Here is a 24,871-nt window from a genome sequence, read left to right as displayed (position 1 = left end):
CCGGGGCCGGGGCCGGGGCGGCCGGGGCGGCCGGGGCCGCGTAGGCGGCCCGGACGGCGGCGACCGCGCCCGCGGCGCCGATCAGCGCGAGCTCGGCGCCCACCTCGACGGTCTCGTCCTCGCCGACCAGGATCTTCACCAGGGTGCCCGCCACGGGGGAGGGGATCTCGGTGTCGACCTTGTCGGTGGAGACCTCGAGCAGCGGCTCGTCGACCTCGACGGTGTCGCCCTCGGCCTTCAGCCAACGGGTGACGGTGCCTTCGGTCACGCTCTCGCCCAGCGCGGGCAGCAGCACCGGGGTGGCGTCGCCGGCCGGAGCGGCGGCGGGGGCGGCCGGGGCCTCGGCGGCCGGGGCGGCGGCCGCGGGGGCCTCCTCGGCGGCCGGAGCGGCCGGCGCGGCGGCCGGAGCAGCCTCGGCGGCGGGGGCGGGGGCGGCGGCGGGGGCGCCGGAGCCGTCGTCGATGATCGCCAGCTCGGCGCCCACCTCGACGGTCTCGTCCTCGCCGACCTTGATCGAGGCCAGGATGCCGGAGGCCGGCGCCGGGATCTCGGTGTCGACCTTGTCGGTGGAGACCTCGAGCAGCGGCTCGTCGATCTCCACGCGCTCACCCTCGGCCTTCAGCCAACGGGTGACGGTGCCTTCGGTCACGCTCTCGCCCAGCGCGGGCAGTGTTACTGAGACCGCCATGGTTCCAGCGACTCCTATCAAGTCTTGCGTACAGGAATGAACGGGGACGGGGGCGCGATCAGTCGTGCGCGTGCAGCGGCTTGCCGGCCAGCGCGAGGTGGGCCTCGCCGAGGGCCTCGGACTGGCTCGGGTGCGCGTGGATGAGCTGCGCGACCTCGGCGGGCAGGGCCTCCCAGTTGTAGATCAGCTGGGCCTCGCCGACCTGCTCGCCCATGCGGGCGCCGACCATGTGGACACCCACGACGGCGCCGTCCTTGACCTGGACCAGCTTGATCTCGCCGGCGGTCTTGAGGATCTTGCTCTTGCCGTTGCCGGCCAGGTTGTACTTGAGGGTGACGACCTTCTCCTTGCCGTACTGCTCGACGGCCTTGGCCTCGGTCAGGCCGACGGAGGCGACCTCCGGGTTGGAGTAGGTCACCCGCGGGATGCCGTCGTAGTCGATCGGGACGACCTTGAGGCCGGCGATCCGCTCGGCGACGAGGATGCCCTCGGCGAAGCCGACGTGGGCCAGCTGCAGGGTCGGGACCAGGTCGCCGACGGCGGAGATGGACGGCACGTTGGTGCGCAGGTACTCGTCGACCAGGACGTAGCCGCGGTCCATCGCGACGCCCTGCTCCTCGTAGCCCAGGCCGGCCGAGACCGGGCCGCGGCCGATCGCGACCAGCAGCACGTCGGCCTCGATGGACTTGCCGTTCTCGGTGGAGACCCGGACGCCGTTCTCGGTGTACTCCACGCCGGAGAAGCGGGACTTCAGCTCGAACTTGATGCCGCGCTTGCGGAAGGCGCGCTCCAGCAGCTTGGAGGAGTTCTCGTCCTCCAGCGGCACCAGGTGGGGGAGGCCCTCGACGATGGTGACGTCGACGCCGAAGGACTTCCAGACCGAGGCGAACTCGCAGCCGATGACGCCGCCGCCGAGGATGATCGCCGACTTCGGGATGTAGTCGAGCTTCAGCGCGTGGTCGGAGGAGATGATCCGGTTGCCGTCGATGTCCAGGCCCGGGATCGAGCGCGGCACGGAGCCGGTGGCCAGGACGATGTGGCGGCCCTCGATGCGCTGGCCGTTGACGTCCACCGAGGTCTGCGAGGAGAGCTTGCCCTCGCCCTGGATGAAGGTGACCTTGCGCGAGGCGACCAGGCCCTGCAGACCCTTGTACAGGCCGGCGACGACGTCGTCCTTGTACTTGTGGACGCCGTTGATGTCGATGCCCTGGAAGGTGGCGAGGACGCCGAACTCGGCGGCTTCCTTGGTCTCGTCGGCGACCTCGGCGGCGTGCAGCAGCGCCTTGGTCGGGATGCAGCCGCGGTGGAGGCAGGTGCCGCCCAGCTCGCCCTTCTCGATCAGCGCGACGCTCAGGCCGAGCTGGGCGCCACGGAGCGCCGCGGCGTAACCGCCGCTTCCGCCTCCGAGAATGACTACGTCGAAAACGGTGCTGGCGTCGTTCGCCACGTCACGTCCTCCATGCAAAAGGTGCGGATCGCCGGGCCGGTCGCGGTCCGGTGGGTGAGTGCCCTCGTAAGGCGCCCAGTCGTGCCGGAAATACATCTTTGCACTTGTTGGCGGCAGGTGGCGTCGGCGGGTGCCCCGAGGCGCACCCGGTGCGGCCCGCGCGGCGGCGGTATGACCCGTTCTCGGAGGTATCGTCGCAGCTCACGGCCGGGAAATCGGCAACCGGAGGTACTCCGTCCGGGGGTCTTCACCGGCCCTGTTCCGCCCTGCGGAATCAATTTTCGCCGGAGGCGAACACACCCTCGAATTGGCGTCGACCGCTACCCGCTGGTAGTGCGCGAGGGGTCCGGCACCGGTCGGTGCCGGACCCCTCGCTCAGGGTCACGCGCCCGGGCTCAGGGGCCCGGGGTCACTTGCCCGCGGCGGTGTCCTCCGCGAAGCGGACCAGGGTGCGCACCGCGCTGGCGGTGCCGCCCTTGGGGGTGTAGCCGTGCGGGCCGCCCTCGTTGAACGCCGGACCGGCGATGTCCAGGTGCGCCCAGGAGAGGCCCTCGGCGACGAACTCCTGCAGGAACAGGCCGGCCACCAGGCCGCCGCCCATCCGCTCGCCCATGTTCGCCAGGTCCGCGACGGTCGACTCGACCATGCCCTTGCGCAGGTCGGCCGGCAGCGGCATCGGCCAGGACGCCTCGCCCACCGCGCCCGCGGTCTCGTGCAGGCGGGTGCGCAGCGCCTCGTCGTTGGCCATCACGCCGAAGGTGCGGGTGCCCAGCGCCAGCACCATCGCGCCGGTCAGGGTCGCCACGTCGACGATCACGTCCGGCTGCTCCTCGCCGGCCCGGACGATCGCGTCGGCCAGCACCAGCCGGCCCTCGGCGTCGGTGTTCAGCACCTCGACGGTCTTGCCGCCGTACATCCGCAGCACGTCGCCCGGACGGGTCGCCGAGCCGGAGGGCATGTTCTCCGCCAGCGCCAGCCACGCCGTCACGTTGACCTGCAGGCCGAGCCGCTTGGCGGCGACCACGGCGGCGAACACCGCGGCGGCGCCCGACATGTCGCACTTCATGGTCTCGTTGTGGCCGGCCGGCTTCAGCGAGATGCCGCCCGAGTCGTAGGTGATGCCCTTGCCGACGAAGGCCAGCGAGGCCTTCGCCTTCGGGTGGGTGTACGCCACCTTCACCAGCCGGGGCGGGTTCGCCGAGCCGACGCCCACGCCCAGGATGCCGCCGAAGCCGCCCTTGGCCAGCGCCTTCTCGTCCAGCACCTCGACCTTCAGGCCGTGCTCCTTGCCCGCCGCCTGCGCGATCGCGGCGAAGGACTTCGGGTTCAGGTCGTTCGGGGCGGTGTTGATCAGGTCGCGGGCCCGGTTCATCTCCTCGCCGATCGCCGCGGCGCGCTCCACGGCGGTCTTGGCGTCCTTCGAGCCCTTGCGCTCCACCAGCACGACCAGCTCGGCGACCGGGGCCTTGGCCACCTCGCCCTTGTAGCTGCCGAAGGAGTACGCGCCGAGCAGGCCGCCCAGCGCGACCGCCTCGACCTCGTCGGCCGCGGTCGCGGGCAGGGCCAGCGCGACCTTCTTCGTCCCGGCCAGCGTGCGGGCGGCGACACCGGCCGCCCGGCGCAGCTCCTCGGCGCCGAACGCGCCCTCGGGGGCCGCGCCCAGGCCGACGGCCAGCACCAGCGGCGCCTTGGCCCCGGCCGGAGCGGGGAGCTTGACCGCCTCACCCTCGGCGCCGGTGGCACCCAGGGTGGTGAGGACCTCGGCCAGCTTGCCCTCGAACGCCTCGACGACCGCCTCGGCGCCCGGGGCGACGACCAGGCCCTTGGGGCCCTTCGCCACACCGACCACCACGGCGTCGGCCCGCAGGCTCACGGCGGAAGAGGTGCTCACAGACAGTGCAGTCACGACAAATGCGTCCTGTTCTTTCGCGGTCCACAGCCGGTGACGGCTCCGTTGCCGACCGGCAAAACACCAGGCAGACTCCGCGGCGAAACGGGGCACAGGGCCAGGGTGCTCACCGCATGGTAGTCCGCATGCTGGGATCGCGCCCCCCCGCCTGCCCCGTGCACGAACCGCCGCCGCCCGTGACGGTGCGTGAGTTCGTGCACGTGACGGGAGTTGACGCGCCCTCACACCAGGGCGGTCGCCACCAGCGCCGCCGTCGCCGCCGTCTCCACCAGCGCGCCCAGCACGTCCCCGGTCACTCCGCCGAACCGGCGCACGCACCGTCGCAGCAGCACGCCCGCGGCCAGCACCCCGCACAGCACCGCGACCCCCGCCTGCCAGCGCACCGCCGCCGCCGCGCCGGCCACCAGCAGCGTCACCGCCACCGCCGCCGCCGGACGCACGGTGGCCGCCACCACCGCCCCCAGCCCGCCCGGCCGGGCCGCCGGCACCGACCGCAGGCACCCCCAGGCCAGCGCCGCCCGCCCCGCGGTCGCGGCCACCGCCGCCGCCAGCGCCCCGCGGACCGGCGACACCGCGAACTGCCCGGCCAGCGCCGCGATCTGAGCCAGCACCAGCAGCACCAGCGTCAGCACGCCGAACGGGCCGATGTCCGACTGCTTCATGATCCGCAACGCGTCCCCGGCCGGCTTCCCGCTGCCCAGCCCGTCCGCGACGTCCGCCACCCCGTCCAGGTGCAGCCCCCGGGTCAGCAGCGCCCCCGCCGCCACCGCGGCCACCCCGCCCAGCAACCCCCCGCCGCGCCACGCCACCAGCGCCCCCGCGGCCCCGGCCGACACCCCCACGACCAGCCCCACCAGCGGGGCCAGCACCATCGCCGCCCCGCCCGCGGCCCGGTCCCACCGGTGCACCCGCACCCGCAGCACCGTCAACGTCCCGAACCCGAACCGCAGCCCGGCCCCCACCCACCCGAACCCCGCCAGGGGTGCGGGGAACCGCGCGGGGCCGGAAGTCGCCGACGCCGAGCCCTGCGCCGAGAGCCCTTCCGCGTCTTCGGTCTGTGGCTGTCCGTGCCCGTCGCCCGTACCCCGCCCCGCCAGGGGCGCGGGGAACCGCGCGGGGCCGGAAGTCGCCGACGCCGAGCCCTGCGCCGAGAGCCCTTCCCGCTCCCCGGCGGCCCCCGGCTGTGCGTGCTCGTCGTTCATTCCGCGCACCGACGGAGTCAGTAGCGGTCGAGCAGGTCCGCCGCCGTCGGCAGCTTGGCCGGCGCCCGCGGCGGGAGCGGCTTGGCGCTCGGCACGGCGGCCGGTTCGGCGAGGGTGTCGCCGGCGGCCTGCAGCAACGGGAGGGCCAGCACCGCGCCGACGCCCTCGCCCATGGTGACGCCCGCGTCCTGCAGCGGGGTCAGGGTCAGCCGGTCGTACGCCTTGGCCTGGGCGGGCTCGCCGGTGAGCGCGGCCGCCCGCCACCACTCGGGGGCGCGGAAGGCGATCCGCTGGGCGACCAGCGCGCAGGCGGCCGAGACCACCCCGTCCAGGACGACCGGGAGCTTGCGGACGGCGGCCTGCAGCAGGAAGCCGGTGATCGCGGCGAAGTCGGCGCCGCCCGAGGTGGCGAGCAGCGCGAGCTGGTCGCCCAGCACCGGGCGGGCCCGGCGCAGCGCGTCCCGGACGGTGGCGCACTTGACCATCCAGGTGCGGTCGTCGACGCCCGAGCCGCGGCCGGTGACGGCGGCGGCGTCGGTGCCGCACAGCGCGCCGATCAGCACGGCGGCCACCGTGGTGGAGCCGACCCCGAGGTCGCCGAGCAGCACCAGGTCGGTACCGGCGTCGGCCTCCTCGTCGGCCACCGCCATGCCGGCCCGGAACGCCCGGGCGGCGTCCTCGGCGCTCAGCGCGTCCTCGACGTCGATCCGTCCGGAGCCGCGGCGCACCCGGTGGCGGACGACCTCCTCGGGGAACTCGTTCGGGTCGGCGTCCACGGCGACGTCGACCACCCGGACGTCCGCGCCGTAGCGGCGGGCCAGCACCGCGACCGGCGCGGTGCCGTCCAGCACGGCCCGGACCCGGTCGGCGGTCCCGCCGCGCGGCTCCAGGGTGGAGACGCCGAGCGAGGCGACGCCGTGGTCGGCGGCGAACAGCAGCACCCGGGCACCGGTCAGCGGGCGGGCCGGCGCCTCGCCCCGGGCGGACGCCAGCCAGGAACCCAGCTCCTGGAGCCGGCCCAGGCCGCCGCGCGGCACGGCGAGTTGCTGCCAGCGCTCCTCGGCGCCGCGCCGCGCACCCTCGTCGGGCCGTTCGACGAGCGAGGAGAAAGTGTCGAGATCCACGGTGGTGTCCATCGCTCGGCAATCTACACGGACACCCCTTTGACGGTCAGCACCTGTCCGGCGACCACCAGGAGCACCTGCTCGGAGGCGTCGGCCACCGCCATGTTGAGCCGCCCGAGGGCGTCCCGGAAGCGCCGCCCGGCCGCGGTGGCGGGCACCACGCCCATGCCGACCTCGTTGGAGACCGCGACCGCCTCCCGCGCGGTGCCCGCCCAGGCCGCGGCCAGCGCCGCGCAGCGCGCCTCCACCGCCTCCTGCCCGCCGTCCAGCCACACCGCGTCGTCCCAGGCCCCGCACTCGTCCATGACGGCGGTCAGCCACAGCGCCAGGCAGTCGATCAGCACCGGCGCCGGGTCGGAGCGGTCGGCCAGCACCTCCTCCAGCGCGCAGGTCTCCGCGGTCCGCCAGGACGCGGGCCGCCGGGCCCGGTGCAGGTCGACCCGGCGGGCCCAGTCGGCGTCGTCGTCCCGGGTGCCGGAGGTGGCCACGTAGAGCACGTCGGAGCGGTCGGCGAGCAGCAGTTCGGCCCGGGTGGACTTGCCGGAGCGGGCGCCGCCGAGGAGCAGGGTGCGGGGGAGTGCCATGCGATCATCCTGCCGGACGGAGCTTCGCCCCCGGACGGGGTGGGCACGCTACCGTCACAACCCCAGTGGCACGACTCGCGGAGGAGCCCGGCATGGTGTGGACCTGGCGGTACGAGAAGAACGACGGCACGGTGGTGGAGCCGGCGAACGGCGCCGAGGAGTTCTCCAGCCAGGGCGACGCGGAGTCCTGGATCGGCGAGGAGTGGAAGGCGCTGCTGGAGGACGGGACGGACCGGGTGGTCCTGGTCGAGGACGGCCGGGACGTCTACCCGATGAGCCTGCACGAGGCGTAGCGCGCCCCGCCCCCGGTCCTCCGGGAGGCCCGGCCGGCGGCCGGGCTCACTTCTCGGCGACGACGTGCAGCAGCGCGGCGACGTGCCGGTAGGGGTCCTGCTTGCCGGCCCGCTCCTCGGAGTCCAGCAGCTGGGCGAGCTGCCGGCCGTCGACCGGGGCGGCCTCGTCCGGCATGGCGTCGGTGAAGACCCGCACCCCGTACCAGTGGCGGACCGGGACGGCGAAGCCGGCCAGCGTGCCGGAGAGCTCGGCGAGCCGGTCGGCACGGGCGGGCAGGCCCAGCCGGTTGGTGTAGCGGGTGGAGTCGAAGGACTCCTGGCAGGCCCGCCAGTCGCCCATCAGCCCGGCCCGCATGGCCAGCGCGTCGCCGTTGCGGACCAGCAGCGAGAGCAGCCCGCCCGGGGCCAGGATGCGCGCCACCGAGGCGAGCATCGGCTCCGGGTCCGGCAGGTACATCAGGGCGCCGTGGCAGAGCACCAGGTCGAAGCTGCGCGGCCCGAACCAGCGGCCCACCTGGTGGCCGTCCCCGGTGAGCAGCTGGACGCGTTCGCGGACCTCCGGCGGCTCGGCCGCCAGCGCCTGGTGCGCGATGCCCAGGGTGACCGGGTCGGGGTCGATGCCGGTGACGAAGTGCCCGGCCCGGGCCAGCCGCAGCGCCTGGACGCCCTCGGCGCAGCCGACGTCCAGCACCCGCAGCGCGACGCCGCGGGTGAGCTGCTCGGCCAGCTGCCGGGTGACCAGCTCCTGCCGGACCAGGTTGTGCAGCCCGCCGTGCCGCTCCAGCCACTCGCCGGCCCCGCTGTGGTACGGCCCGCCGCGGGCCGGCAGCCGCCCGTGCCGGCCCCGCGGCTGGTAGCCGTACCCGTGCTGCGGCGGGACGCCCGGTGCGCCGAAGGCCCCGACCGGCTGCTGCGCGGGCGGGGCCCAGTAGGGCGGAACGGCTTCCGCGGTCAGGGCCGCTCGCCCCGCTTGACCAGCGGCTTCGGCAGCCGCAGCCGGCGCATCTGCAGGGTGCGCATCAGGCCGTACATCACCGCGCCGCGGGTGTCCTCGTTCGGGAAGCGCTGGGCCAGGCCCTTGCGCAGCTGGAAGCCGATCCGGACGAAGTCCAGGATGACCACCACGAAGAAGACCATGAACAGCAGCGTGGAGAGCAGCTGCAGGTAGTTCACCTTGGTGATGCTGAGCACCAGCACCACGACCGCGTACGGCAGGAAGAACTCGGCGGCGGCCCACCGGGAGTCGATGAAGTCGCGGACGTAGCGCCGCACCGGTCCCTTGTCGCGCGGCGGCAGGGCGCGCTCGTCGCCCGACAGCAGCGCGGTGCGCTGCTTCTCGCGCTCCACCCGGATCCGCTGCCGGGCCTGCTTGGCGGCCTCCTTGCGGTCCTTGGGGACGGTGACCCGGGTCTTCCGGTGGGCCTCGGCCTCACTGCGCTTGGGCGTGGGCCGGCCCTTGGGGGCCTGCGGGTCGCGGGACGGCCTCTCGTCCTCCTTCGTCAAGGTGACGGTGGAGGAGGGGGCGGCGGATTCATCAGAGCGGCGTCGAAACACACTCCCAGCGTACGGGTTGACCGGGGGCTTTCCGGCGCGACCCCGGACGCGAACCGATATCGATCGTGAGGACGATGCCGAACGCCCGCTTGCTGTAGCAGCATTGTTGCAGGCTGGTGCACTGCGCCGGTGGCCTCACCGCGCATACACTCGACCTGTCACGAGACGCAAACCCAGGCCCGAAGAAGGGGGCTATCGAGGCCCATGAGCGACGGAATCATGAAGCGTATGGGGCTGATCTTCCGCTCCAAGGCGAACAAGGCCTTGGACCGGGCGGAGGACCCGCGCGAAACGCTCGACTACTCCTACCAGAAGCAGCTGGAACTGCTGCAGAAGGTGCGCAGGGGCGTCGCCGACGTGGCCACCTCCCGCAAGCGCCTGGAACTCCAGCTGACCCAGCTCCAGCAGCAGTCCGCGAAGTACGAGGACCAGGGCCGCAAGGCGCTCTCCCTCGGCCGCGAGGACCTGGCCCGCGAGGCGCTCAGCCGCAAGGCCAACCTGCAGACCCAGATCACCGACCTGGAGACGCAGTACCAGGCCCTGCAGGGCGAGGAGGAGAAGCTCACGCTCGCCTCCCAGCGCCTCCAGGCCAAGGTGGACGCCTTCCGCACCAAGAAGGAGACCATCAAGGCCACCTACACCGCGGCCCAGGCGCAGACCCGGATCGCCGAGTCCTTCTCCGGCATCTCCGAGGAGATGGGCGACGTCGGCCTGGCGATCCAGCGCGCGGAGGACAAGACCGCGCAGATGCAGGCCCGCGCGGGCGCGATCGACGAGCTGCTGGCCTCCGGCGCGCTCGACGACGCCAGCGGCCTCGGCCGCAAGGACGACATCGAGGCCGAGCTGGAGCGGGTGGCCGGCGGCAGCGACGTCGAACTGGAGCTGGCCCGGATGAAGGCCGAGCTGACCGGCGGCAGCCCCGCCTCCCAGCCGCAGGCGATCGAGCAGGGGAAGAACGACACCCCGCCGCCCACCATCAACTACCAGAAGTAAGCGCCGGGAAGCAGGGGAGACGCACCAGCATGATCATGCGGGTCTTGGGTGAGGGGCAGTTCGAGGTCGCCGAAGGCGACCTGAGCCGGCTGAACCAGCTGGACGACGATCTGCTCCAGGCCGTCGAGGCGGGCGACGAGGCGGCCTTCCGGGCCGCGCTCGGCAGCCTGCTCGCGGCCGTTCGTGAGGTCGGCACGCCGCTCCCGCCGGAGTCGCTGGAGCCGTCGGACCTGATCCTGCCGGACGCCGAGGCGTCCCTGGAGCAGGTCCGCGAGCTGCTGCGGGACGAGGGCGACGGTCTGATCCCCGGCCTCCCGGAGTAGTTCGGGCGCCACACGTGACGAGAGGGCGGGCACCCCGGTGGGGTGCCCGCCCTCTCGTCCGCCCCCGGCCTGCCGGGGGCGGGGAGAACCGTTACGGCAGGGCCAGCATCCGGTCCAGCGCGGCCTTGGCGTACTTCTCGGTCTCGGCGTCCACCGTGATCACGTTCGGCACCCGGCCCTCGACCAGCGACTCCAGCGTCCACACCAGGTGCGGCAGGTCGATCCGGTTCATGGTCGAGCAGAAGCACACGGTGCGGTCGAGGAAGACGACCTCCTTGTCCGGGTGCGCCTTGGCCAGCCGGCGGACCAGGTTCAGCTCGGTGCCGATCGCCCACTTCGAGCCGGGCTCGGCGGCGTCCAGCGCCTTGATGATGTACTCGGTCGAGCCCACCATGTCGGCGGCGGTGACCACCTCGTGCTTGCACTCCGGGTGCACCAGCACGGTCACGCCCGGGATCCGCTCGCGGACCTCGTTGACCGACTCCACGCTGAAGCGGCCGTGCACCGAGCAGTGCCCGCGCCACAGGATCATCTTCGCGTTCCGCAGCTGCTCGGCGGTCAGGCCGCCGTTCGGCTTGTGCGGGTTGTAGAGCACGCACTCGTCCAGCGAGATGCCCATCTCCAGCACCGCGGTGTTGCGGCCCAGGTGCTGGTCCGGCAGGAACAGCACCTTCTCGCCCACCCGTCGCCCACCCCCACCCTCGATCGAGGCGCTTCGCGCCGCCCCTTCCTCGAAGGCCCACTCCAGGGCCCGCTTCGCGTTGGAGGAGGTGCAGATGGTGCCGCCGTGCCTGCCGGTGAACGCCTTGATGTCGGCCGAGGAGTTCATGTACGACACCGGCACGGTGGCGTCCGCCACGCCCGCCTCGGTCAGCACGTCCCAGCACTCGGCGACCTGCTCGGCGGTGGCCATGTCGGCCATCGAGCAGCCGGCCGCCAGGTCCGGCAGGACGACCCGCTGGCGCTCGGAGGTGAGGATGTCCGCGGACTCGGCCATGAAGTGCACGCCGCAGAACACGATGTACTCGGCCTCGGGGCGGGCGGCCGCGTCCCGGGCCAGCTTGAAGGAGTCGCCGGTGACGTCGGCGAACTCGATGACCTCGTCGCGCTGGTAGTGGTGGCCGAGGACGAAGACCCGGTCGCCGAGCTTCTCCTTCGCGGCGCGGGCGCGCGCCACCAGGTCGGGGTCGGAGGCGGCGGGCAGGTCGCCGGGGCACTCCACGCCGCGCTCGCTGTTCGGGTCGGCCTCCCGGCCGAGCAGCAGCAGGGCGAGCGGCGAGGGCGCGGGGTCGGTGCCGTAGGTCTCGGTGGTGGTGGTCACGGGCGGCTGCCCTCCTGGTGCGGCCGGATCAACACCAGCCTTCTCGTCTATCTGACGCTATCTATGATAACCGGTTGTCGTCAGCCTGACGATGGCCACCGCGTCGATGTGACGAGAACCGCTCACCGGTATGGAGGCTTCCGACGCGAGGACCCGCCGCACCGTCCGGTTGGCTGGGAACCATGAAGGCAATCGTGATCAACCGCTACGGCGGCCCCGACGTGGTCGAGTACACCGAGCTCCCCGACCCGAAGGTCGGCCCCGACACCGTACTCGTCCGCACCCGCGCGGTCGGCGTCAACCCCGTCGACTGGAAGATCCGCGAAGGACACCTCGACGGCGTCCTCGACGCGCACTTCCCCCTGGTCATGGGCTTCGACCTGGCCGGCACCGTCCAGGCCGTCGGCGGCGCCGTCACCGAGTACGCCCCCGGCGACGAGGTGATCGGCTACGTCCGCAAGGACGTCATCGAGAGCGGCACCTACGCCGAACTCGTCGCCGCCCCCGTCCGCACCCTGGCCCGCAAACCCGCCGCCCTCGACTGGGCCGAGGCCGGCGGACTGCCCACCGCCGGACTCACCGCCCGGCAGGCCCTGGTCGGCGCGCTCGCCCTGCGCCGCGGCGAGACCGTGCTGGTCCACAACGCGGCCGGCGGCGTCGGCGCCGTCGCCTGCCAGGTCGCCACCGCCCTCGGCGCCCGGGTCATCGGCACCTCCGGCGAGCACAACCACACCTTCCTGCGCGGCCTGGGCGTCGAACCCGTCCAGTACGGCGACGGCCTCGCCGACCGGGTCCGCGCCCTGGCCCCCGACGGCGTCGACGCCGCGCTCGACCTGATCGGCGGCGACGCCGTCGAGGTCTCCCTCGGCCTGCTCAAGGACCCGACCCGGATCGCCTCGGTGGTCGACTACACCGTCACCGCCCGCGGCGGCCGCTACGTCTTCACCCGCCCCGACCCCGAGGACCTCGCCGCCGTCGCCCGGCTCGCCGAGGAGGGCCTGCTCACCGTCCCGATCGCCTCCACCTTCCCGCTCAGCCAGGCCGCCTCCGCCCAGGCCCTCAACGCCGAGGGCCGCACCCGCGGCAAGATCGTCCTGCTGGTGGACTGACCGGAGCCGGGCCGTCCGCGAGAATGGCCCCACGGAGCCGTTCCCCGCACGGCCCGCCACCCTCGCCCGCACCACCCGTGGAGCCCCGCCATGACCACCCGACGCCTGCCCGAGCCCGGCCAGGCGGGGCTCGACGACACCGACCGCCTGCTGCTCGAACACCTCAGCCGGGACGGCCGCGCCTCCTACGCCGAGATCGGACTGCGCGCCAACCTCTCCGCCACCGCCGTCCGCCGCCGGATCGACCGGCTGCGGGCGCGCGGCGCGGTCCGCGGCTTCACCGTCGTCCTCGACCCCGCGCTGCTCGGCTGGCGCACCGAAGCCTTCGTCGAGGTCTACTGCCGCGCCCGCACCTCGCCCGAGGAACTGCTCGCCACGCTGCGCCAGTTCCCCGAGGTCGCCGCCGCCTGGACGGTCACCGGCGAACCCGACGCCCTGGTCCACCTGCGCGCCGCCGACACCCGCCACCTGGAAGCCGTCATCGAACGCATCCGCAAGGAACCCGGCGTCCAGCGCAGCCGCTCCTCCGTGGTCCTCTCCCAGCTCATCTGACGCAGCTTTCCTGCGCGCACCCGCCCGAACACGCAGGAAACCCGCCCCGGACGGCCGCGTTCCGACGCGCGCCCGCCCACCCCCGCTGCCTACGCTGATCACGACCCCAGCACCGCCCGCAGCGAAGAGGAACACCCGTGTACGCAGCGCCCGACCGCATGCACAAGCCGGACAACGAGCTGGTCGACCTCGTCTTCGACTACATGCGCGAACGGCTGCGGTACGCCCCCGTCCCGCTCGACCACCCCGGCGACGGCGCCCACCTGCGCGACGCCCTCGCCGGACTGCTGAACGACCACGGCAACCACCCCGCCGACGTGCTCAAGCTCTACGACCACGAGCTCTCCCGCGCCGTCATCTCCGCCGACAGCCCCCGCTACCTCTCCTTCGTCCCCTGCGCCCCCACCAAGGCCGCCCTGCTCTTCGACATGGTCGTCTCCTGCGCCTCCCTGCAGGGCATCTCCTGGCTGGAGGCGGCCGGCGCGATCGCCGCCGAGAACCAGGTCCTGCGGCTGATAGCGGACCGGGCCGGCCTGCCCGCGAGCGCCGGCGGCACCTTCGTCTCCGGCGGCTCGGCCGGCAACCTCTCCGCCCTGGTCGTCGCCCGGGACACCGCCCGGCGCCGCCTGGCGGTCGGACCCGAGGCCCGGCTGCGGATCGCCGTCGCCGACCAGGTGCACTCCTCGGTCAAGAACACCTTCAACATCATCGGCGTCGAACCCTTCCCGGTGCCCGCCGTCGACCGCCGCCTCACCGGCCCCGCCCTGCGCGCCGCCCTCGCCGCCGACCCCCACCCCGAGACCGTCATCGCCGTGGTCGGCACCGCCGGCACCACCAACGAGGGCATCGTCGACGACCTGGCCGGCATCGCCGAGGCCGCCCGCGAGTACGGCCTCTGGTTCCACGTCGACGGCGCCTACGGCGGCGCGGGCCTGTTCGCCCCCTCCGTCCGCGCCCGCTACGACGGCATCGAGCACGCCGACAGCTTCGTCGTCGACCCGCACAAGTGGCTGTTCGCCCCGTTCGACTGCGCCGCCCTGCTCTACCGCGAACCGCGCCTCGCCCGCGCCGTCCACACCCAGGACGCCTCCTACCTCGACGTCCTGCACACCGAGGGCGACGAGTGGAACCCCACCGACTACGCCTACCACCTCACCCGCCGGGCCCGCGGCCTCCCGCTCTGGTTCTCCCTCGCCGTCCACGGCGTCCAGGCCTACACCGACGCCATCGAGGCCGGCCTGCGCCTGGCCCGGACCACCGCGCAGCTCATCCGCGACACCGAGCACCTCGAACTCCTGCACGACCCGCAGCTCTCCGCCGTCTGCTTCCGCCGCAAGGGCTGGACCCACGACGACTACTACCGCTGGTCCCGCCAGCTGCTCGCCGACCAGACCGGCTTCGTCACCCCCACCGGCTGGGACGGCGAGACGGTCGCCCGCTTCGCCTTCCTGCACCCGGGCACCACGATGGAGATGGTCCAGGAGATCCTCGACACGATGCGGTAGGGGTATTTCAGGGACCCGGGGAACGGCTCGGTCTGTGCTGCGTGTAGTGAACAGAACCGGAAGCAGACGCGCGCCACGGCCGTGAATCGCCCGCAGCCACGGCCTCGCCGTTCCCCGAGCCCCCGGTGGTTACAGGTAGCCCCCGTTGGGGACGTACGGCATCGGCGGCCGCATGCCGCGCAGGCCCAGGTAGCCGCGGGTGGACAGCGACAGGCCGAGGTCGAGGCCCACGTCCACCGCCCACTCCTGTTCGGCGGTCAGGAAGGAGACGCTCGCCTCCGTCCCCACCGGTACCCGGGACAGCGCCTCGCGCAGCAGCCGGACGGCGATCCGCTTGGAGGTCGCGGCGACCAGCTGCACCTCGCCGCCGTCCCGGTAGCAGTAGCCCGTCCCGGCCAGGGTGTCCGCGACCAGCAGCTCCTCGAAGTGCGCCAGCATGAACGCGTGGTCCGGCCCGTGCGCCGCGCCCCGCACCCGGCGGTCGACCGAGTCCAGCAGGTGCAGGTGCGTCGGGTTGCCCGCGTGCACCGGGATGTCGCCCGGGTCCAGCAGCCGCTCCCGGTCGACCTGCCCGGTCAGCCGCATCGCCGGGTGCAGCGTGAACCCGGCCCGCCGGTAGCGCCGCGCCGCCGCCGGGGACGGCGAGGCGCACAGCATGCCGCGCAGGCACCCCCGCCCGTACGCGGTGGCCCGCTCCAGCAGCAGCCGGCCCACCCCCCGCCCCTGCGCGGCGGGCAGCACCACGAACAGCGGCAGCACCCACACCCCCTCGCGGCGCAGCGACAGGGCCGCCCCGACCGCCTCGCCGTCCTGCTCGGCGATCCAGCACCCCTCCGGGTCGGTGACCGCCAGGTGGCGGGTGCGGGCCTTGCCGCGGATCCGGCGGCGCTCGTCCGCCGGGGTCCGCGCGTCGTCCTGCGGCCGGTCGTCCAGGTCACGGAAGGCCGTCCGGGCGATCCGGTCCACGGCCTCGGCGTCCTCTTCGGTGTCCCTGAGCTGACGAATGATCACCCCTCACATCCTGCTGCGCCCGGTGCGCGGGCGGTAGCGGTTTGCCGAAGTGGGCGGTGACCCGCCGGGCCCGGTGTGCGAGCATGGGGTACGTGGGGGAGTGGGCGACGAAAAATGTCCCCCGAACGCACCACCTCCCGGAAATGAATCCGGGGGGCCGCTGGTTGGCACTGGCGGATCACAGTCGTCACAGACCGGGAGTAAGCATGACCGTCCAGGACGAGACCACCGTCGAGAGTGGCATTCTCCTCACCGATGCCGCCGCGGCCAAGGTCAAGGGCCTGCTGGAGCAGGAAGGCCGCGACGACCTCTCGCTGCGCGTCGCCGTGCAGCCCGGCGGCTGCTCGGGCCTGCGCTACCAGCTGTTCTTCGACGAGCGTTCGCTGGACGGCGACGTCGTCAAGGACTTCAACGGTGTCAAGGTCGTCACCGACCGGATGAGCGCCCCCTACCTGGGCGGCGCCACCGTCGACTTCGTGGACACCATCGAGAAGCAGGGCTTCACGATCGACAACCCGAACGCCACCGGCTCCTGCGCCTGCGGCGACTCGTTCAGCTAAGCCCTGAACAGACCGGACGAGGGCGGCTCCCCCAGCACGGGGGAGCCGCCCTCGCGGCGTTCCGGGGGCGGGGTCAGCGCGGGTCGCCGCCCGCGACGCCGCTGCGCACCGGCAACTGCTCGCCCGTCGCGGTGTCCACCACGCCGCCGCCGGACATCGGCCCCGACAGCGTGACGCTCGCCTGCTGCTCCTTCACCAGCTGCGGGCACGCCTTGCCCGGCTCCGCGGTCTGGGTGATCACCACCCGCAGCTTCACCACCGGCGGGGTGTCCTCCTCCACCCGGACCCCGTACTTGTCGCAGACCCCGGCGGTGAAGAACACCGTCAACCGGTCCGGTCCGTCCTGCCGGTACCCGGACGCCGGGATCTTCACCGCCGTCGGCGGGTGCTCGCCCACGGCTATCCCGGGCGTGGTCGGCTGCGCCGCCGAGGGCTGCGGGCTCGCGGACGGGGCCGGCGAGGTCGGGGCCGGGGCCGACGGCGACGGGCTGGCGGACGGCGAGCCGACCGGGGCCGGGCTCGCGGTCGCGCCCGGCGAACCGGTGGCCGCGGCGGGTGCGCCCGAGCTGCCGCACGCGGTCAGCAGGGCGCCGGCGAGGGCCGCGCCGGCCAGTGCGGCGGCGGCCCGGCGGGCGCGGGTGGTCCTGGCGGGGGCGGCTGCGCTGCTGTCGTCCATGATCTGCGTTCCTCCCGAGGGTCGTGCGGCGCCGCCGTGAGCGGCACCGCGCCGATTTGACGTGCCCCGGAGGAAACCGGTTCCGTGTCAGCTGCCGTACTCCGGCATGCCCGCCACCACCCGGCGCGCCGCCACCGGCACCCGGACGGTCGGGACGGCCGGCGCGGCGGCCGTCGGGAGCGGCCCGGCGACGGGCCAGAACCGGCCCAATCGGCGCGAGGAATCCAGCAGTTCGGCGAGCGTCCCGGCTTCGGGATCGGTGCTGCGACGGCTCGGCGTCCATCCGGGCGAGTGATCGATGACCATGTGTCCCCAGCTCCGATCGCCTTGCCGCGGCCACGGTGCCGCGGACTGGACGGGGGCCGCGTCCGGCCCCCGTACTGGCGACCCTAGGCCGACGCACGTCCGGAAGACAGCCTTACCGCTCGGTAGTACCCGGCCGGGCCGGGTACCGTGGGCGGGTTGCTGACCCCCAAGCTCCGGCCACCGCCGGGCCGCCAGAGGAGACCCCGTGCGCATCGCCGTCGCCGGCTCGATCGCCACCGACCACCTGACGACCTTCCCCGGACGCTTCTCCGAGCAGCTGGTCGCCGAGCAGCTGCACACGGTGTCGCTGTCCTTCCTCGTCGACACCCTGGACATCCGCCGCGGCGGCGTGGGCCCCAACATCGCCTACGGCATGGGCGTCCTGGGCCTCAACCCGGTCCTGGTCGGCGCGGCCGGCGGCGACTTCGCCGAGTACCGCAGCTGGCTCGACCGGCACGGCGTCGACACCGAGTCCGTGCACATCTCGGAGACCCGGCACACCGCCCGCTTCATGTGCACCACCGACCAGGACCACAACCAGATCGCGTCCTTCTACACCGGCGCGATGGCCGAGGCCCGCAACATCGAGCTCAAGCCGATCGCCGACCGGGTCGGCGGCCTCGACCTGGTCCTGATCGGCGCCGACGACCCCGCCGCGATGGTGCGGCACACCCAGGAGTGCCGCACCCGCGGCTACGCCTTCGCCGCCGACCCCTCCCAGCAGCTCGCCCGGCTGGAGGGCGACGACATCCGGGAGATCGTCGACGGCGCGGCCTACCTCTTCACCAACGAGTACGAGGCCGCCCTGATCGAGTCCAAGACCGGCTGGTCCGCGGACGAGATCCTGGAGCGCGTCGGCACCCGGGTCACCACCCTCGGCCCCAAGGGCGTCCGCATCCAGCGCCGCGGCGAGCCCGACGTCGTGGTCGGCTGCCCCGCCGAGGAGCGCAAGGCCGACCCCACCGGCGTCGGCGACGCCTTCCGCGCCGGCTTCCTGGCCGGCCTCTCCTGGAACCTCGGCCTGGAGCGCGCCGCCCAGATCGGCTGCATGCTCGCCACCCTGGTCATCGAGACCGTCGGCACCCAGGAGTACGAGCTGCGCGGCGGCCACTTCCTGGAGCGCTTCGAGACGGCCTACGGCACCGAGGCGGCCAAGGAGATCAGCGCCAAGATCGCCCTCTGAGAAGAGCCCCTTCAGGGGCTCGGGGAACGGCGAGTCGATGCTGCTGGTGGCCGGAGCCCATCGAAGGTCCGTGCTGCTGCGTGTTCTTAAGGGAACCGGAAGCCGATGCGCGCAACGGCAGTGAACCGTCAGCAGCCTGGGCCTCGCCGTTCCCCGAGCCCCTGGTTTCGCCTCCCGCCGTTCTTCCCGAGCCCTGGTGGTTCACGACCTCTGCACCAGGTAGGCCGTGCCGTGGCTGCCCCCGTACTCCGCGGCGGGGGCCTCGCCCGCGTAGGTGTGGCCGCACATCTCGCACCAGGCGGGAATGTCGTGCCGGGCCGCCTCGTCGTCGGAGAGGACGGCGACCCGGCCACCGGGGGCGACCTCGCCGATGTGCTTGGCGAGTTCGATGACCGGGATCGGGCAGCGCCGGCCCAGGGTGTCGAGGACCAGGGCCCCGGCGGGGTGGTCGTCCGCGGGGCCGTCCGCCGGGAGGGCCAGGTCGAGGCCGAGCGGGGCGCGGACGTCGGCGACGACGCGGGGGAGGACGTCGAGGAAGGCGTCCACCTCGGCGCGGGTGGTGCCGGCGGGCAGCGAGACGCGCAGGTTGCCCTCGGTGAGGACGCCCATCGCGGCCAGCACGTGGCTGGGGGTCAGGGTGCTGGAGGTGCAGGAGGAGCCGGAGCTCACCGCGAAGCCCGCCCGGTCGAGTTCGGTGAGCAGCGCCTCGCCGTCGACGTACAGGCAGGAGAAGGTCACCAGGTGGGGGAGTCGCTGCTCGGGGTGGCCGACCACCTCGACGGCGGGGACGAGCCGCGGGACGCGGTGGCGGATCAGGTCGACGAGCTCGCGCAGCCGCGCGTCCTCGGCCTCCGCCCCGGCCCGGACGGCGCGCAGCGAGGCCGCGGCGGCGACGATCGCCGGGACGTTGGGGAAGCCGGGCACCCGGCCGCCCTCGCGGTCGTCGGCGGGCAGCGCGGAGGAGAAGCGGACGCCCTTGCGGACGGCCAGCACCCCGACGCCCGCCGGGCCGCCCCACTTGTGGGCACTGGCGGTGAGCAGCGACCAGCCGGCCGGGACGGGCAGGCGTCCGGCGCTCTGCGCGGCGTCGACCAGCAGCGGGACGTCGCCGAGCAGTGCGGCGGTCTCGGCGACCGGCTGCAGGGTGCCGACCTCGTGGTTGGCGGACTGCAGCACGGCGAGCGCGGTGTCGGGGCGCAGCGCGGCGGCGAACTCCCCGGCGGACACCCGGCCGTGGCGGTCGACGGGGACGGAGGTGACGGCGCCGCCGTCGGCCTCCCAGCGCTCGGCGGTGTGCAGGACGGCGGAGTGCTCGACGGCGGAGTGCACCAGGTGGGAGCCGCGGCGGCGGTGGCCGCGCAGGGCGCCGAGGACGCCCAACTGGAGGGACTGGGTGCCGGATGCGGTGAAGGAGACCTCGTCGGCGCGGGCGCCGAGCACCTCGGCGACGGTCTCCCGGGCGGCGTCCAGTAGCATCCGGGCCTGCCGGGCGGAGCGGTGCAGGCGGGCGGGGTCGGCCCAGCCCTCGTCGAGGGCGGCGAGCAGGGCCTGCCGGGCGACGGGGTGCAGCGGGGCGGTGGAGGCGGCGTCGAAGTAGGGCACCGGGCCACCGTAGACGACGCGGGCGGTGCCCCTTACGGGGTGATTCCTCCCGGCTCGGAGTGGGAGCCGACGGCCCGTCACCCGCGTGTCGCAGTACGGTCGCCCGTTCGGCCGTGGGAGGCTCGGATGTCCGCCATGACCTGCGACTCCGTCCGTCCCGAAGGGGTGGTTCACCCCTCGGGGGCTGATCGGGTAGCCGGGCGGCGCGTTACCGGGGGCTGCCCGTGAGTGCCGCATAAGGATGGAGTAGCGTTTGGCCCGCATAAGCATTCAAACCGTGCCCGTGGCCGGGCCGCCGAGGAGACCTGACAACAGTCTCCTCCCGGTGGTGCGTTCGCGGGCGAGACTTCGGGAAGGCGCTACGTGAGTCCCAACGGCTCCGACCGCTCGCCGCGGCGCACGATGCGGCGGAAGCTGCCTCAGGCGCTGGCACTGGGCCTCGTCATCGCGACCGCCACCGGCTGCTCGGCCAACGACCTGCCCAGGCTTGGCCTCCCCAGTCCCGTCACCAAGGAAGGCCCGCTGGTCCTTCACATGTGGCAGGGCTCGTGGATCGCGGCTCTGATTGTTGGCGCACTGATGTGGGGTCTGATCCTCTGGAGCGTGTTCTTCCACCGGCGCAGCCGCACCAAGGTGGAGATCCCCGCTCAGACCCGGTACAACGTGCCCATCGAGGCGCTGTACACCGCGGTCCCCCTCGTCATCGTCTCGGTGCTCTTCTACTTCGTCGCCCGCGACGAGTCGGCCCTGACGAAGGTCGACGCGAAGCCCCAGCACACCATCAACGTGGTGGGCTTCCAGTGGAGTTGGGCGTTCAACTACGAGAACTCCGAGATCCCGGACCCGGCGAGCACCACCGCCGCGTACGAGGTCGGCAGCACCAAGGAGCCTCCGACGCTCTACCTGCCGATCAACGAGACCGTGAAGTTCCGGTTGACCTCCAACGACGTCATCCACGACTTCTGGCCCGTCAACTTCATGATGAAGATGGACGTCGTGCCCGGTGTGGTCAACGAGTTCCAGGTCACTCCGACCGCGCTCGGCACCTACCGCGGCAAGTGTGCCGAGCTCTGCGGCGTCGACCACTCGCGGATGCTGTTCAACGTGAAGGTCGTGTCGGCGGACGAGTACGAGCAGCACCTCAAGGAGCTCCGCGACAAGGGCCAGGCCGGCGCGGTTCCCGCAGGCATCCTCCCCACCACGGGAAGTAGTGAAGAGAAGTGACCATCCTCAACGAGCCCGCCGCGGCCGGTGGGGGAGCCGGGGCCGTCACCTCGGGGACTCCGCGGGTGCGCAAGCCGGGCAACGCGATCATCAAGTGGCTCACCACCACTGACCACAAGACGATCGGCACGATGTACCTGGCGACCTCGTTCGCCTTCTTCCTGATCGGCGGCGTGCTCGCCCTGGTCATGCGTGCCGAGCTGGCCCGTCCGGGGACGCAGATCCTCTCGAACGAGCAGTTCAACCAGGCGTTCACCATGCACGGCACGATCATGCTGCTGATGTTCGCCACCCCGCTGTTCGCGGGCTTCGCCAACTGGATCATGCCGCTCCAGATCGGCGCCCCCGACGTCGCGTTCCCGCGCCTGAACATGTTCGCCTACTGGCTGTACCTGTTCGGCTCGATCATCGCGGTGGCGGGCTTCCTGACCCCGCAGGGCGCGGCCGACTTCGGCTGGTTCGCCTACTCGCCGCTGAGCGACGCGGTCCGTTCGCCGGGCATCGGCGCCGACATGTGGATCATGGGTCTGGCCTTCTCCGGCTTCGGCACCATCCTCGGCGCGGTCAACTTCATCACCACGATCATCTGCATGCGCGCCCCCGGCATGACGATGTTCCGGATGTCGATCTTCGTCTGGAACGTCCTGCTGACCGCCGTGCTGGTCCTGCTGGCCTTCCCGGTCCTCGCGGCCGCGCTGTTCGCCCTGGAGGCGGACCGGAAGTTCGGGGCGCACGTCTTCGATCCGACGAACGGTGGAGCGCTGCTCTGGCAGCACCTGTTCTGGTTCTTCGGCCACCCCGAGGTGTACATCATCGCGCTGCCGTTCTTCGGCATCGTCTCCGAGATCATCCCGGTGTTCAGCCGCAAGCCGATGTTCGGCTACTCCGGTCTGATCGCCGCGACCATCGCCATCGCCGGCCTCTCGGTGACGGTGTGGGCGCACCACATGTACGTGACCGGGCAGGTGCTGCTCCCGTTCTTCTCGTTCATGACCTTCCTGATCGCGGTCCCGACCGGTGTGAAGTTCTTCAACTGGGTCGGCACCATGTGGAAGGGCTCGCTGAGCTTCGAGACCCCGATGCTCTGGACGGTCGGCTTCCTGGTCACCTTCCTCTTCGGCGGTCTGACCGGCGTGCTGCTCGCCTCCCCGCCGATCGACTTCCACGTCTCGGACTCGTACTTCGTCGTCGCGCACTTCCACTACGTGGTGTTCGGCACCGTCGTCTTCGCGATGTTCGCCGGCTTCCACTTCTGGTGGCCGAAGATGACCGGCAAGATGCTGGACGAGCGCCTCGGCAAGATCACCTTCTGGACGCTGTTCATCGGCTTCCACACCACCTTCCTGGTCCAGCACTGGCTGGGCGCGGAGGGCATGCCCCGCCGCTACGCGGACTACCTGGCCTCGGACGGCTTCACCACCCTGAACACCGTCTCGACCATCGGCTCGTTCCTGCTCGGCCTGTCGATCCTGCCGTTCCTCTACAACGTCTGGAAGACCGCCAAGTACGGCGAGAAGGTCGAGGTCGACGACCCGTGGGGCTACGGCCGCTCGCTGGAGTGGGCGACCTCCTGCCCGCCGCCGCGGCACAACTTCACCACCCTGCCGCGGATCCGCTCCGAGTCCCCGGCCTTCGACCTGCACCACCCGGAGATCGCCGCGCTGGACTACCTGGAGAACCACGGTGAGCCGGCCAAGCACTTCGAGGGCGTGACCCCCGCGCAGTACGACCGTCCGTCGCTGGGCAAGGGCAAGAATGAGGGTGACGCCCGATGAAGGAACAGGGCAAGATCTTCGCCGGTCTCTCCGTGTTCGTGCTGGCGATCGCCATCACCTACATGATCTGGACCGGTAAGTCGGACCACGGCCTGGAGGCCGCCGGCACCACCGCGCTCTTCCTGGCCTTCGGGCTGTGCGCCTTCATCGGCTTCTACCTGGCGTTCACCGCGAAGCGGGTGGACACCGGCGCGGGCGACAACCCCGAGGCCCAGGTCTCGGACGACGCCGGCGAGGTGGGCTTCTTCGCCCCGCACAGCTGGCAGCCGCTCTCGTTGGCGATCGGTGGCGCGCTGGCCTTCCTGGGCGTCATCTTCGGCTGGTGGCTGCTGTTCTGGTCGATCCCGATCATCCTGATCGGCCTGTTCGGCTGGGTCTTCGAGTTCTACCGCGGCGAGAACCAGAACCAGTAGGTTCCGGATCGCGCAGGCCGCACGGCGGGCCGGGCTCCCCTCGGGGGTGTCCGGCCCGCCGCCGTTCCCGGGGTTACCGGGCGTCGTCCCCCGCCCGGGTTACCCGGAGTGCCGACCGGGTGACGCCTTCCTACGCTCTGAGGCAGGTTCACACCCCTGGGAGGTTCCGTTGAAGGGCTCTCGGATAGCCGGCTCCACCCGCACCGCGCTGGCCGCCATGTTGGTCCTGGCCCCGGCCGCGGCCTGTTCCGCCGACGGCGGTTCGAAGGAGAAGGAAACGTCCCGTCAGATCGACGTGACCCCGCTGGTGCACACCTCGGCCGCCGGGGAGAAGGCCGACCCGGCGAAGGCGTTCAGCGTCACCGCGGACGGCAGCACCAAGCTCGCCGCCGTCACCGTCACCGGTCCCGACGGGAAGCCGGTGGCCGGTCAGCTCGCCGCCGACCAGCAGCACTGGCAGACCACCGACCCGCTCCGGGCCGGGGCCGCGTACACCGTCAAGGTCGTGGCCGAGGACGGCGAGGGCGGCCACGGCGAGACCGATTCCAGCTTCACCACCGCCGACGCGCAGCACGTCGTCACCGCCGAACTCGGCCCCGACAGCTCGGGCAGCGGCGTCTACGGCGTCGGCCAGCCGCTCACCGTCAAGCTCTCCGAGGCGGTCACCGACCCGGCGGCCCGGCAGCAGATCGAACGCGGACTCACCGTCACCTCGCAGCCCGCCGTCACCGGCGCCTGGTACTGGGTCGACGACGAGAACCTGCACTTCCGGCCGCAGGACTACTGGCCCGCCAACACCACCGTCAAGCTCGCCTACGCCCTGCCCGGCATCCGGATATCCGACGGCGTCTACGGCGGCGAGGAGCAGAGCCTCGCGCTGCGGACCGGCGACCGGATCGAGGCGCTGGTCGACGCGGGCACCGACCAGCTGACCTACAAGCGCAACGGCGAGGTGGTGAAGACCATCCCGGTCACCACCGGCAAGCCCGGCTTCGACACCCGCAACGGCGTCAAGGTGGTGCTGGGCCAGGAGTCGGACGTCCGGATGAGCAGCGAGACGATCGGGATCGCGGCGGGCAGCAGCGAGTCCTACGACCTGGACGTGAAGTGGGCGACCCGGGTCACCTGGAGCGGCGAGTACGTCCACGCCGCGCCGTGGTCGGTGTGGGCGCAGGGCAAGGAGAACGTCAGCCACGGCTGCACCGGGATGAGCACCGACGAGGCGAAGTGGTTCTTCGACAACACCCGGGTCGGTGACATCGTGCAGGTGGTCAACAGCAAGGGCCACGAGATGGAGCCGTTCGGCAACGGGTTCGGCGACTGGAACGTGAGCTTCGACGAGTACGTGAAGCACAGCGCGCTGGGCAAGCCGGTCAGCACGGCGGCCCCCGAGGACGGGGTGAACGCGACCCCGGGCCCGTCGGCGAGTCCGTCGGCCGGCGCGAGCGCGAGCACCGGCGCGGATGCCTCGGCGCCGGCGGTGCGGGTCGCGGACCGGTGACGTGCGGCGAGGTCCG

Annotated in this window: 25 protein-coding genes; 12 read left to right on the top strand and 13 right to left on the bottom strand. The window is 72.7% G+C overall.

The annotated features are described in order from the left end of the window. The 6 genes from ABD345_RS24550 to cobU all read right to left on the bottom strand — a co-directional run. Positions 1-688: biotin/lipoyl-containing protein (locus ABD345_RS24550; RefSeq protein WP_344554754.1), on the bottom strand; the 688-nt coding region annotated here is incomplete at its 3' end. A gap of 58 nt (positions 689-746) precedes the next feature. Beyond that, the gene (gene lpdA, locus ABD345_RS24545; RefSeq protein ID WP_344554753.1) at positions 747-2,153 is read right to left on the bottom strand and encodes a dihydrolipoyl dehydrogenase; all 1,407 of its coding nucleotides are present in this window, start codon (positions 2,151-2,153) and stop codon (positions 747-749) included. 391 nt (positions 2,154-2,544) lie between these two features. Further along, positions 2,545-4,041 (bottom strand): leucyl aminopeptidase, encoded by a 1,497-nt coding sequence (locus ABD345_RS24540; protein ID WP_344554752.1) that lies wholly within the window; start codon positions 4,039-4,041, stop codon positions 2,545-2,547. Between the two features lie 224 nt (positions 4,042-4,265). Beyond that, complete coding sequence (locus ABD345_RS24535; RefSeq protein ID WP_344554751.1) at positions 4,266-5,006, bottom strand: adenosylcobinamide-GDP ribazoletransferase; 741 nt, start codon at positions 5,004-5,006, stop codon at positions 4,266-4,268. Positions 5,007-5,263: 257 nt separating this feature from the next. Then, positions 5,264-6,382, bottom strand: a complete 1,119-nt coding sequence (locus ABD345_RS24530; RefSeq protein WP_344554750.1) for a nicotinate-nucleotide--dimethylbenzimidazole phosphoribosyltransferase — start codon at positions 6,380-6,382, stop codon at positions 5,264-5,266. Positions 6,383-6,393: 11 nt separating this feature from the next. After that, the gene (gene cobU, locus ABD345_RS24525; protein WP_344554749.1) at positions 6,394-6,954 is read right to left on the bottom strand and encodes a bifunctional adenosylcobinamide kinase/adenosylcobinamide-phosphate guanylyltransferase; all 561 of its coding nucleotides are present in this window, start codon (positions 6,952-6,954) and stop codon (positions 6,394-6,396) included. Between the two features lie 92 nt (positions 6,955-7,046). On the opposite strand from cobU, the gene ABD345_RS24520 reads away from it, so the two are divergent. Next, entirely contained in the window at positions 7,047-7,247 is a 201-nt protein-coding gene (locus tag ABD345_RS24520; RefSeq protein ID WP_344554762.1) for a hypothetical protein, read from the top strand. 46 nt (positions 7,248-7,293) lie between these two features. Here ABD345_RS24520 and ABD345_RS24515 read toward each other — a convergent pair whose 3' ends face one another. Together ABD345_RS24515 and ABD345_RS24510 are read right to left on the bottom strand one after the other, a co-directional pair. Next, positions 7,294-8,004, bottom strand: a complete 711-nt coding sequence (locus tag ABD345_RS24515; protein WP_425556872.1) for a class I SAM-dependent methyltransferase — start codon at positions 8,002-8,004, stop codon at positions 7,294-7,296. Positions 8,005-8,198: 194 nt separating this feature from the next. Beyond that, the gene (locus ABD345_RS24510; protein WP_425556871.1) at positions 8,199-8,801 is read right to left on the bottom strand and encodes a DUF3043 domain-containing protein; all 603 of its coding nucleotides are present in this window, start codon (positions 8,799-8,801) and stop codon (positions 8,199-8,201) included. Between the two features lie 204 nt (positions 8,802-9,005). Between ABD345_RS24510 and ABD345_RS24505 the strand changes: the two genes are divergently transcribed. Together ABD345_RS24505 and pspAA are read left to right on the top strand one after the other, a co-directional pair. Then, positions 9,006-9,794, top strand: a complete 789-nt coding sequence (locus ABD345_RS24505; protein WP_344554747.1) for a PspA/IM30 family protein — start codon at positions 9,006-9,008, stop codon at positions 9,792-9,794. Between the two features lie 29 nt (positions 9,795-9,823). Continuing rightward, positions 9,824-10,117 (top strand): PspA-associated protein PspAA, encoded by a 294-nt coding sequence (pspAA, locus tag ABD345_RS24500; RefSeq protein ID WP_344554746.1) that lies wholly within the window; start codon positions 9,824-9,826, stop codon positions 10,115-10,117. A 91-nt stretch (positions 10,118-10,208) separates the two neighbouring features. Here the strand turns inward: pspAA and nadA are convergent, their stop codons facing one another. After that, entirely contained in the window at positions 10,209-11,438 is a 1,230-nt protein-coding gene (gene nadA, locus ABD345_RS24495) for a quinolinate synthase NadA (protein WP_344554745.1), read from the bottom strand. Between the two features lie 182 nt (positions 11,439-11,620). On the opposite strand from nadA, the gene ABD345_RS24490 reads away from it, so the two are divergent. The 3 genes from ABD345_RS24490 (at position 11,621) to ABD345_RS24480 (ending at position 14,604) form a co-directional block, all read left to right on the top strand. Beyond that, positions 11,621-12,547: an NADP-dependent oxidoreductase gene (locus ABD345_RS24490; RefSeq protein ID WP_344554744.1), complete on the top strand. Its 927-nt coding sequence runs from the start codon at positions 11,621-11,623 to the stop codon at positions 12,545-12,547. A 90-nt stretch (positions 12,548-12,637) separates the two neighbouring features. After that, the gene (locus ABD345_RS24485) at positions 12,638-13,099 is read left to right on the top strand and encodes an Lrp/AsnC family transcriptional regulator (RefSeq protein ID WP_344554743.1); all 462 of its coding nucleotides are present in this window, start codon (positions 12,638-12,640) and stop codon (positions 13,097-13,099) included. A gap of 137 nt (positions 13,100-13,236) precedes the next feature. Beyond that, positions 13,237-14,604 carry a pyridoxal phosphate-dependent decarboxylase family protein gene (locus tag ABD345_RS24480; RefSeq protein ID WP_344554742.1) on the top strand — a complete coding sequence of 456 codons (1,368 nt, stop codon included), beginning with the start codon at positions 13,237-13,239 and terminating at the stop codon, positions 14,602-14,604. A 129-nt stretch (positions 14,605-14,733) separates the two neighbouring features. On the opposite strand, the gene ABD345_RS24475 is transcribed toward ABD345_RS24480, so the two are convergent. Beyond that, positions 14,734-15,615: a GNAT family N-acetyltransferase gene (locus ABD345_RS24475; RefSeq protein WP_344554741.1), complete on the bottom strand. Its 882-nt coding sequence runs from the start codon at positions 15,613-15,615 to the stop codon at positions 14,734-14,736. A 206-nt stretch (positions 15,616-15,821) separates the two neighbouring features. Here ABD345_RS24475 and erpA point away from each other — a divergent pair, with 206 nt between their 5' ends. Beyond that, entirely contained in the window at positions 15,822-16,175 is a 354-nt protein-coding gene (gene erpA, locus ABD345_RS24470) for an iron-sulfur cluster insertion protein ErpA (RefSeq protein WP_033219641.1), read from the top strand. Positions 16,176-16,248: 73 nt separating this feature from the next. On the opposite strand, the gene ABD345_RS24465 is transcribed toward erpA, so the two are convergent. Next, positions 16,249-16,851 carry a hypothetical protein gene (locus ABD345_RS24465; protein WP_344554740.1) on the bottom strand — a complete coding sequence of 201 codons (603 nt, stop codon included), beginning with the start codon at positions 16,849-16,851 and terminating at the stop codon, positions 16,249-16,251. 87 nt (positions 16,852-16,938) lie between these two features. Beyond that, a complete protein-coding gene (locus ABD345_RS24460) occupies positions 16,939-17,157 on the bottom strand; it encodes a hypothetical protein (RefSeq protein WP_344554739.1) in 219 nt (72 codons plus the stop codon). A gap of 205 nt (positions 17,158-17,362) precedes the next feature. Here ABD345_RS24460 and ABD345_RS24455 point away from each other — a divergent pair, with 205 nt between their 5' ends. Beyond that, the gene (locus tag ABD345_RS24455) at positions 17,363-18,340 is read left to right on the top strand and encodes a carbohydrate kinase family protein (RefSeq protein WP_344554738.1); all 978 of its coding nucleotides are present in this window, start codon (positions 17,363-17,365) and stop codon (positions 18,338-18,340) included. Between the two features lie 201 nt (positions 18,341-18,541). On the opposite strand, the gene ABD345_RS24450 is transcribed toward ABD345_RS24455, so the two are convergent. Further along, positions 18,542-19,942, bottom strand: a complete 1,401-nt coding sequence (locus ABD345_RS24450) for a cysteine desulfurase/sulfurtransferase TusA family protein (protein ID WP_344554737.1) — start codon at positions 19,940-19,942, stop codon at positions 18,542-18,544. A 363-nt stretch (positions 19,943-20,305) separates the two neighbouring features. Here ABD345_RS24450 and ctaC point away from each other — a divergent pair, with 363 nt between their 5' ends. The 4 genes from ctaC (at position 20,306) to ABD345_RS24430 (ending at position 24,855) form a co-directional block, all read left to right on the top strand. Then, positions 20,306-21,166 (top strand): aa3-type cytochrome oxidase subunit II, encoded by an 861-nt coding sequence (gene ctaC, locus ABD345_RS24445; RefSeq protein WP_344554736.1) that lies wholly within the window; start codon positions 20,306-20,308, stop codon positions 21,164-21,166. Then, positions 21,163-22,941, top strand: coding sequence for an aa3-type cytochrome oxidase subunit I (ctaD, locus tag ABD345_RS24440; RefSeq protein ID WP_380272979.1), 1,779 nt, complete (start codon positions 21,163-21,165; stop codon positions 22,939-22,941). The genes ctaC and ctaD overlap by 4 nt, the downstream gene beginning before the upstream one ends. Next, positions 22,938-23,354 carry a cytochrome c oxidase subunit 4 gene (locus ABD345_RS24435; RefSeq protein ID WP_033216773.1) on the top strand — a complete coding sequence of 139 codons (417 nt, stop codon included), beginning with the start codon at positions 22,938-22,940 and terminating at the stop codon, positions 23,352-23,354. Before ctaD ends, ABD345_RS24435 begins: the two co-directional genes overlap by 4 nt. A 169-nt stretch (positions 23,355-23,523) precedes the next feature. Then, the gene (locus tag ABD345_RS24430; RefSeq protein WP_344554735.1) at positions 23,524-24,855 is read left to right on the top strand and encodes a L,D-transpeptidase; all 1,332 of its coding nucleotides are present in this window, start codon (positions 23,524-23,526) and stop codon (positions 24,853-24,855) included. Positions 24,856-24,871 lie beyond the last annotated feature (16 nt).

It is taken from the genome of Kitasatospora saccharophila (assembly GCF_039529925.1).
GTDB lineage: Bacteria > Actinomycetota > Actinomycetes > Streptomycetales > Streptomycetaceae > Kitasatospora > Kitasatospora saccharophila.
The sequence above is the reverse complement of the archived record's forward strand: the minus strand, read 5'-3'. Positions and strand labels throughout refer to the sequence as shown.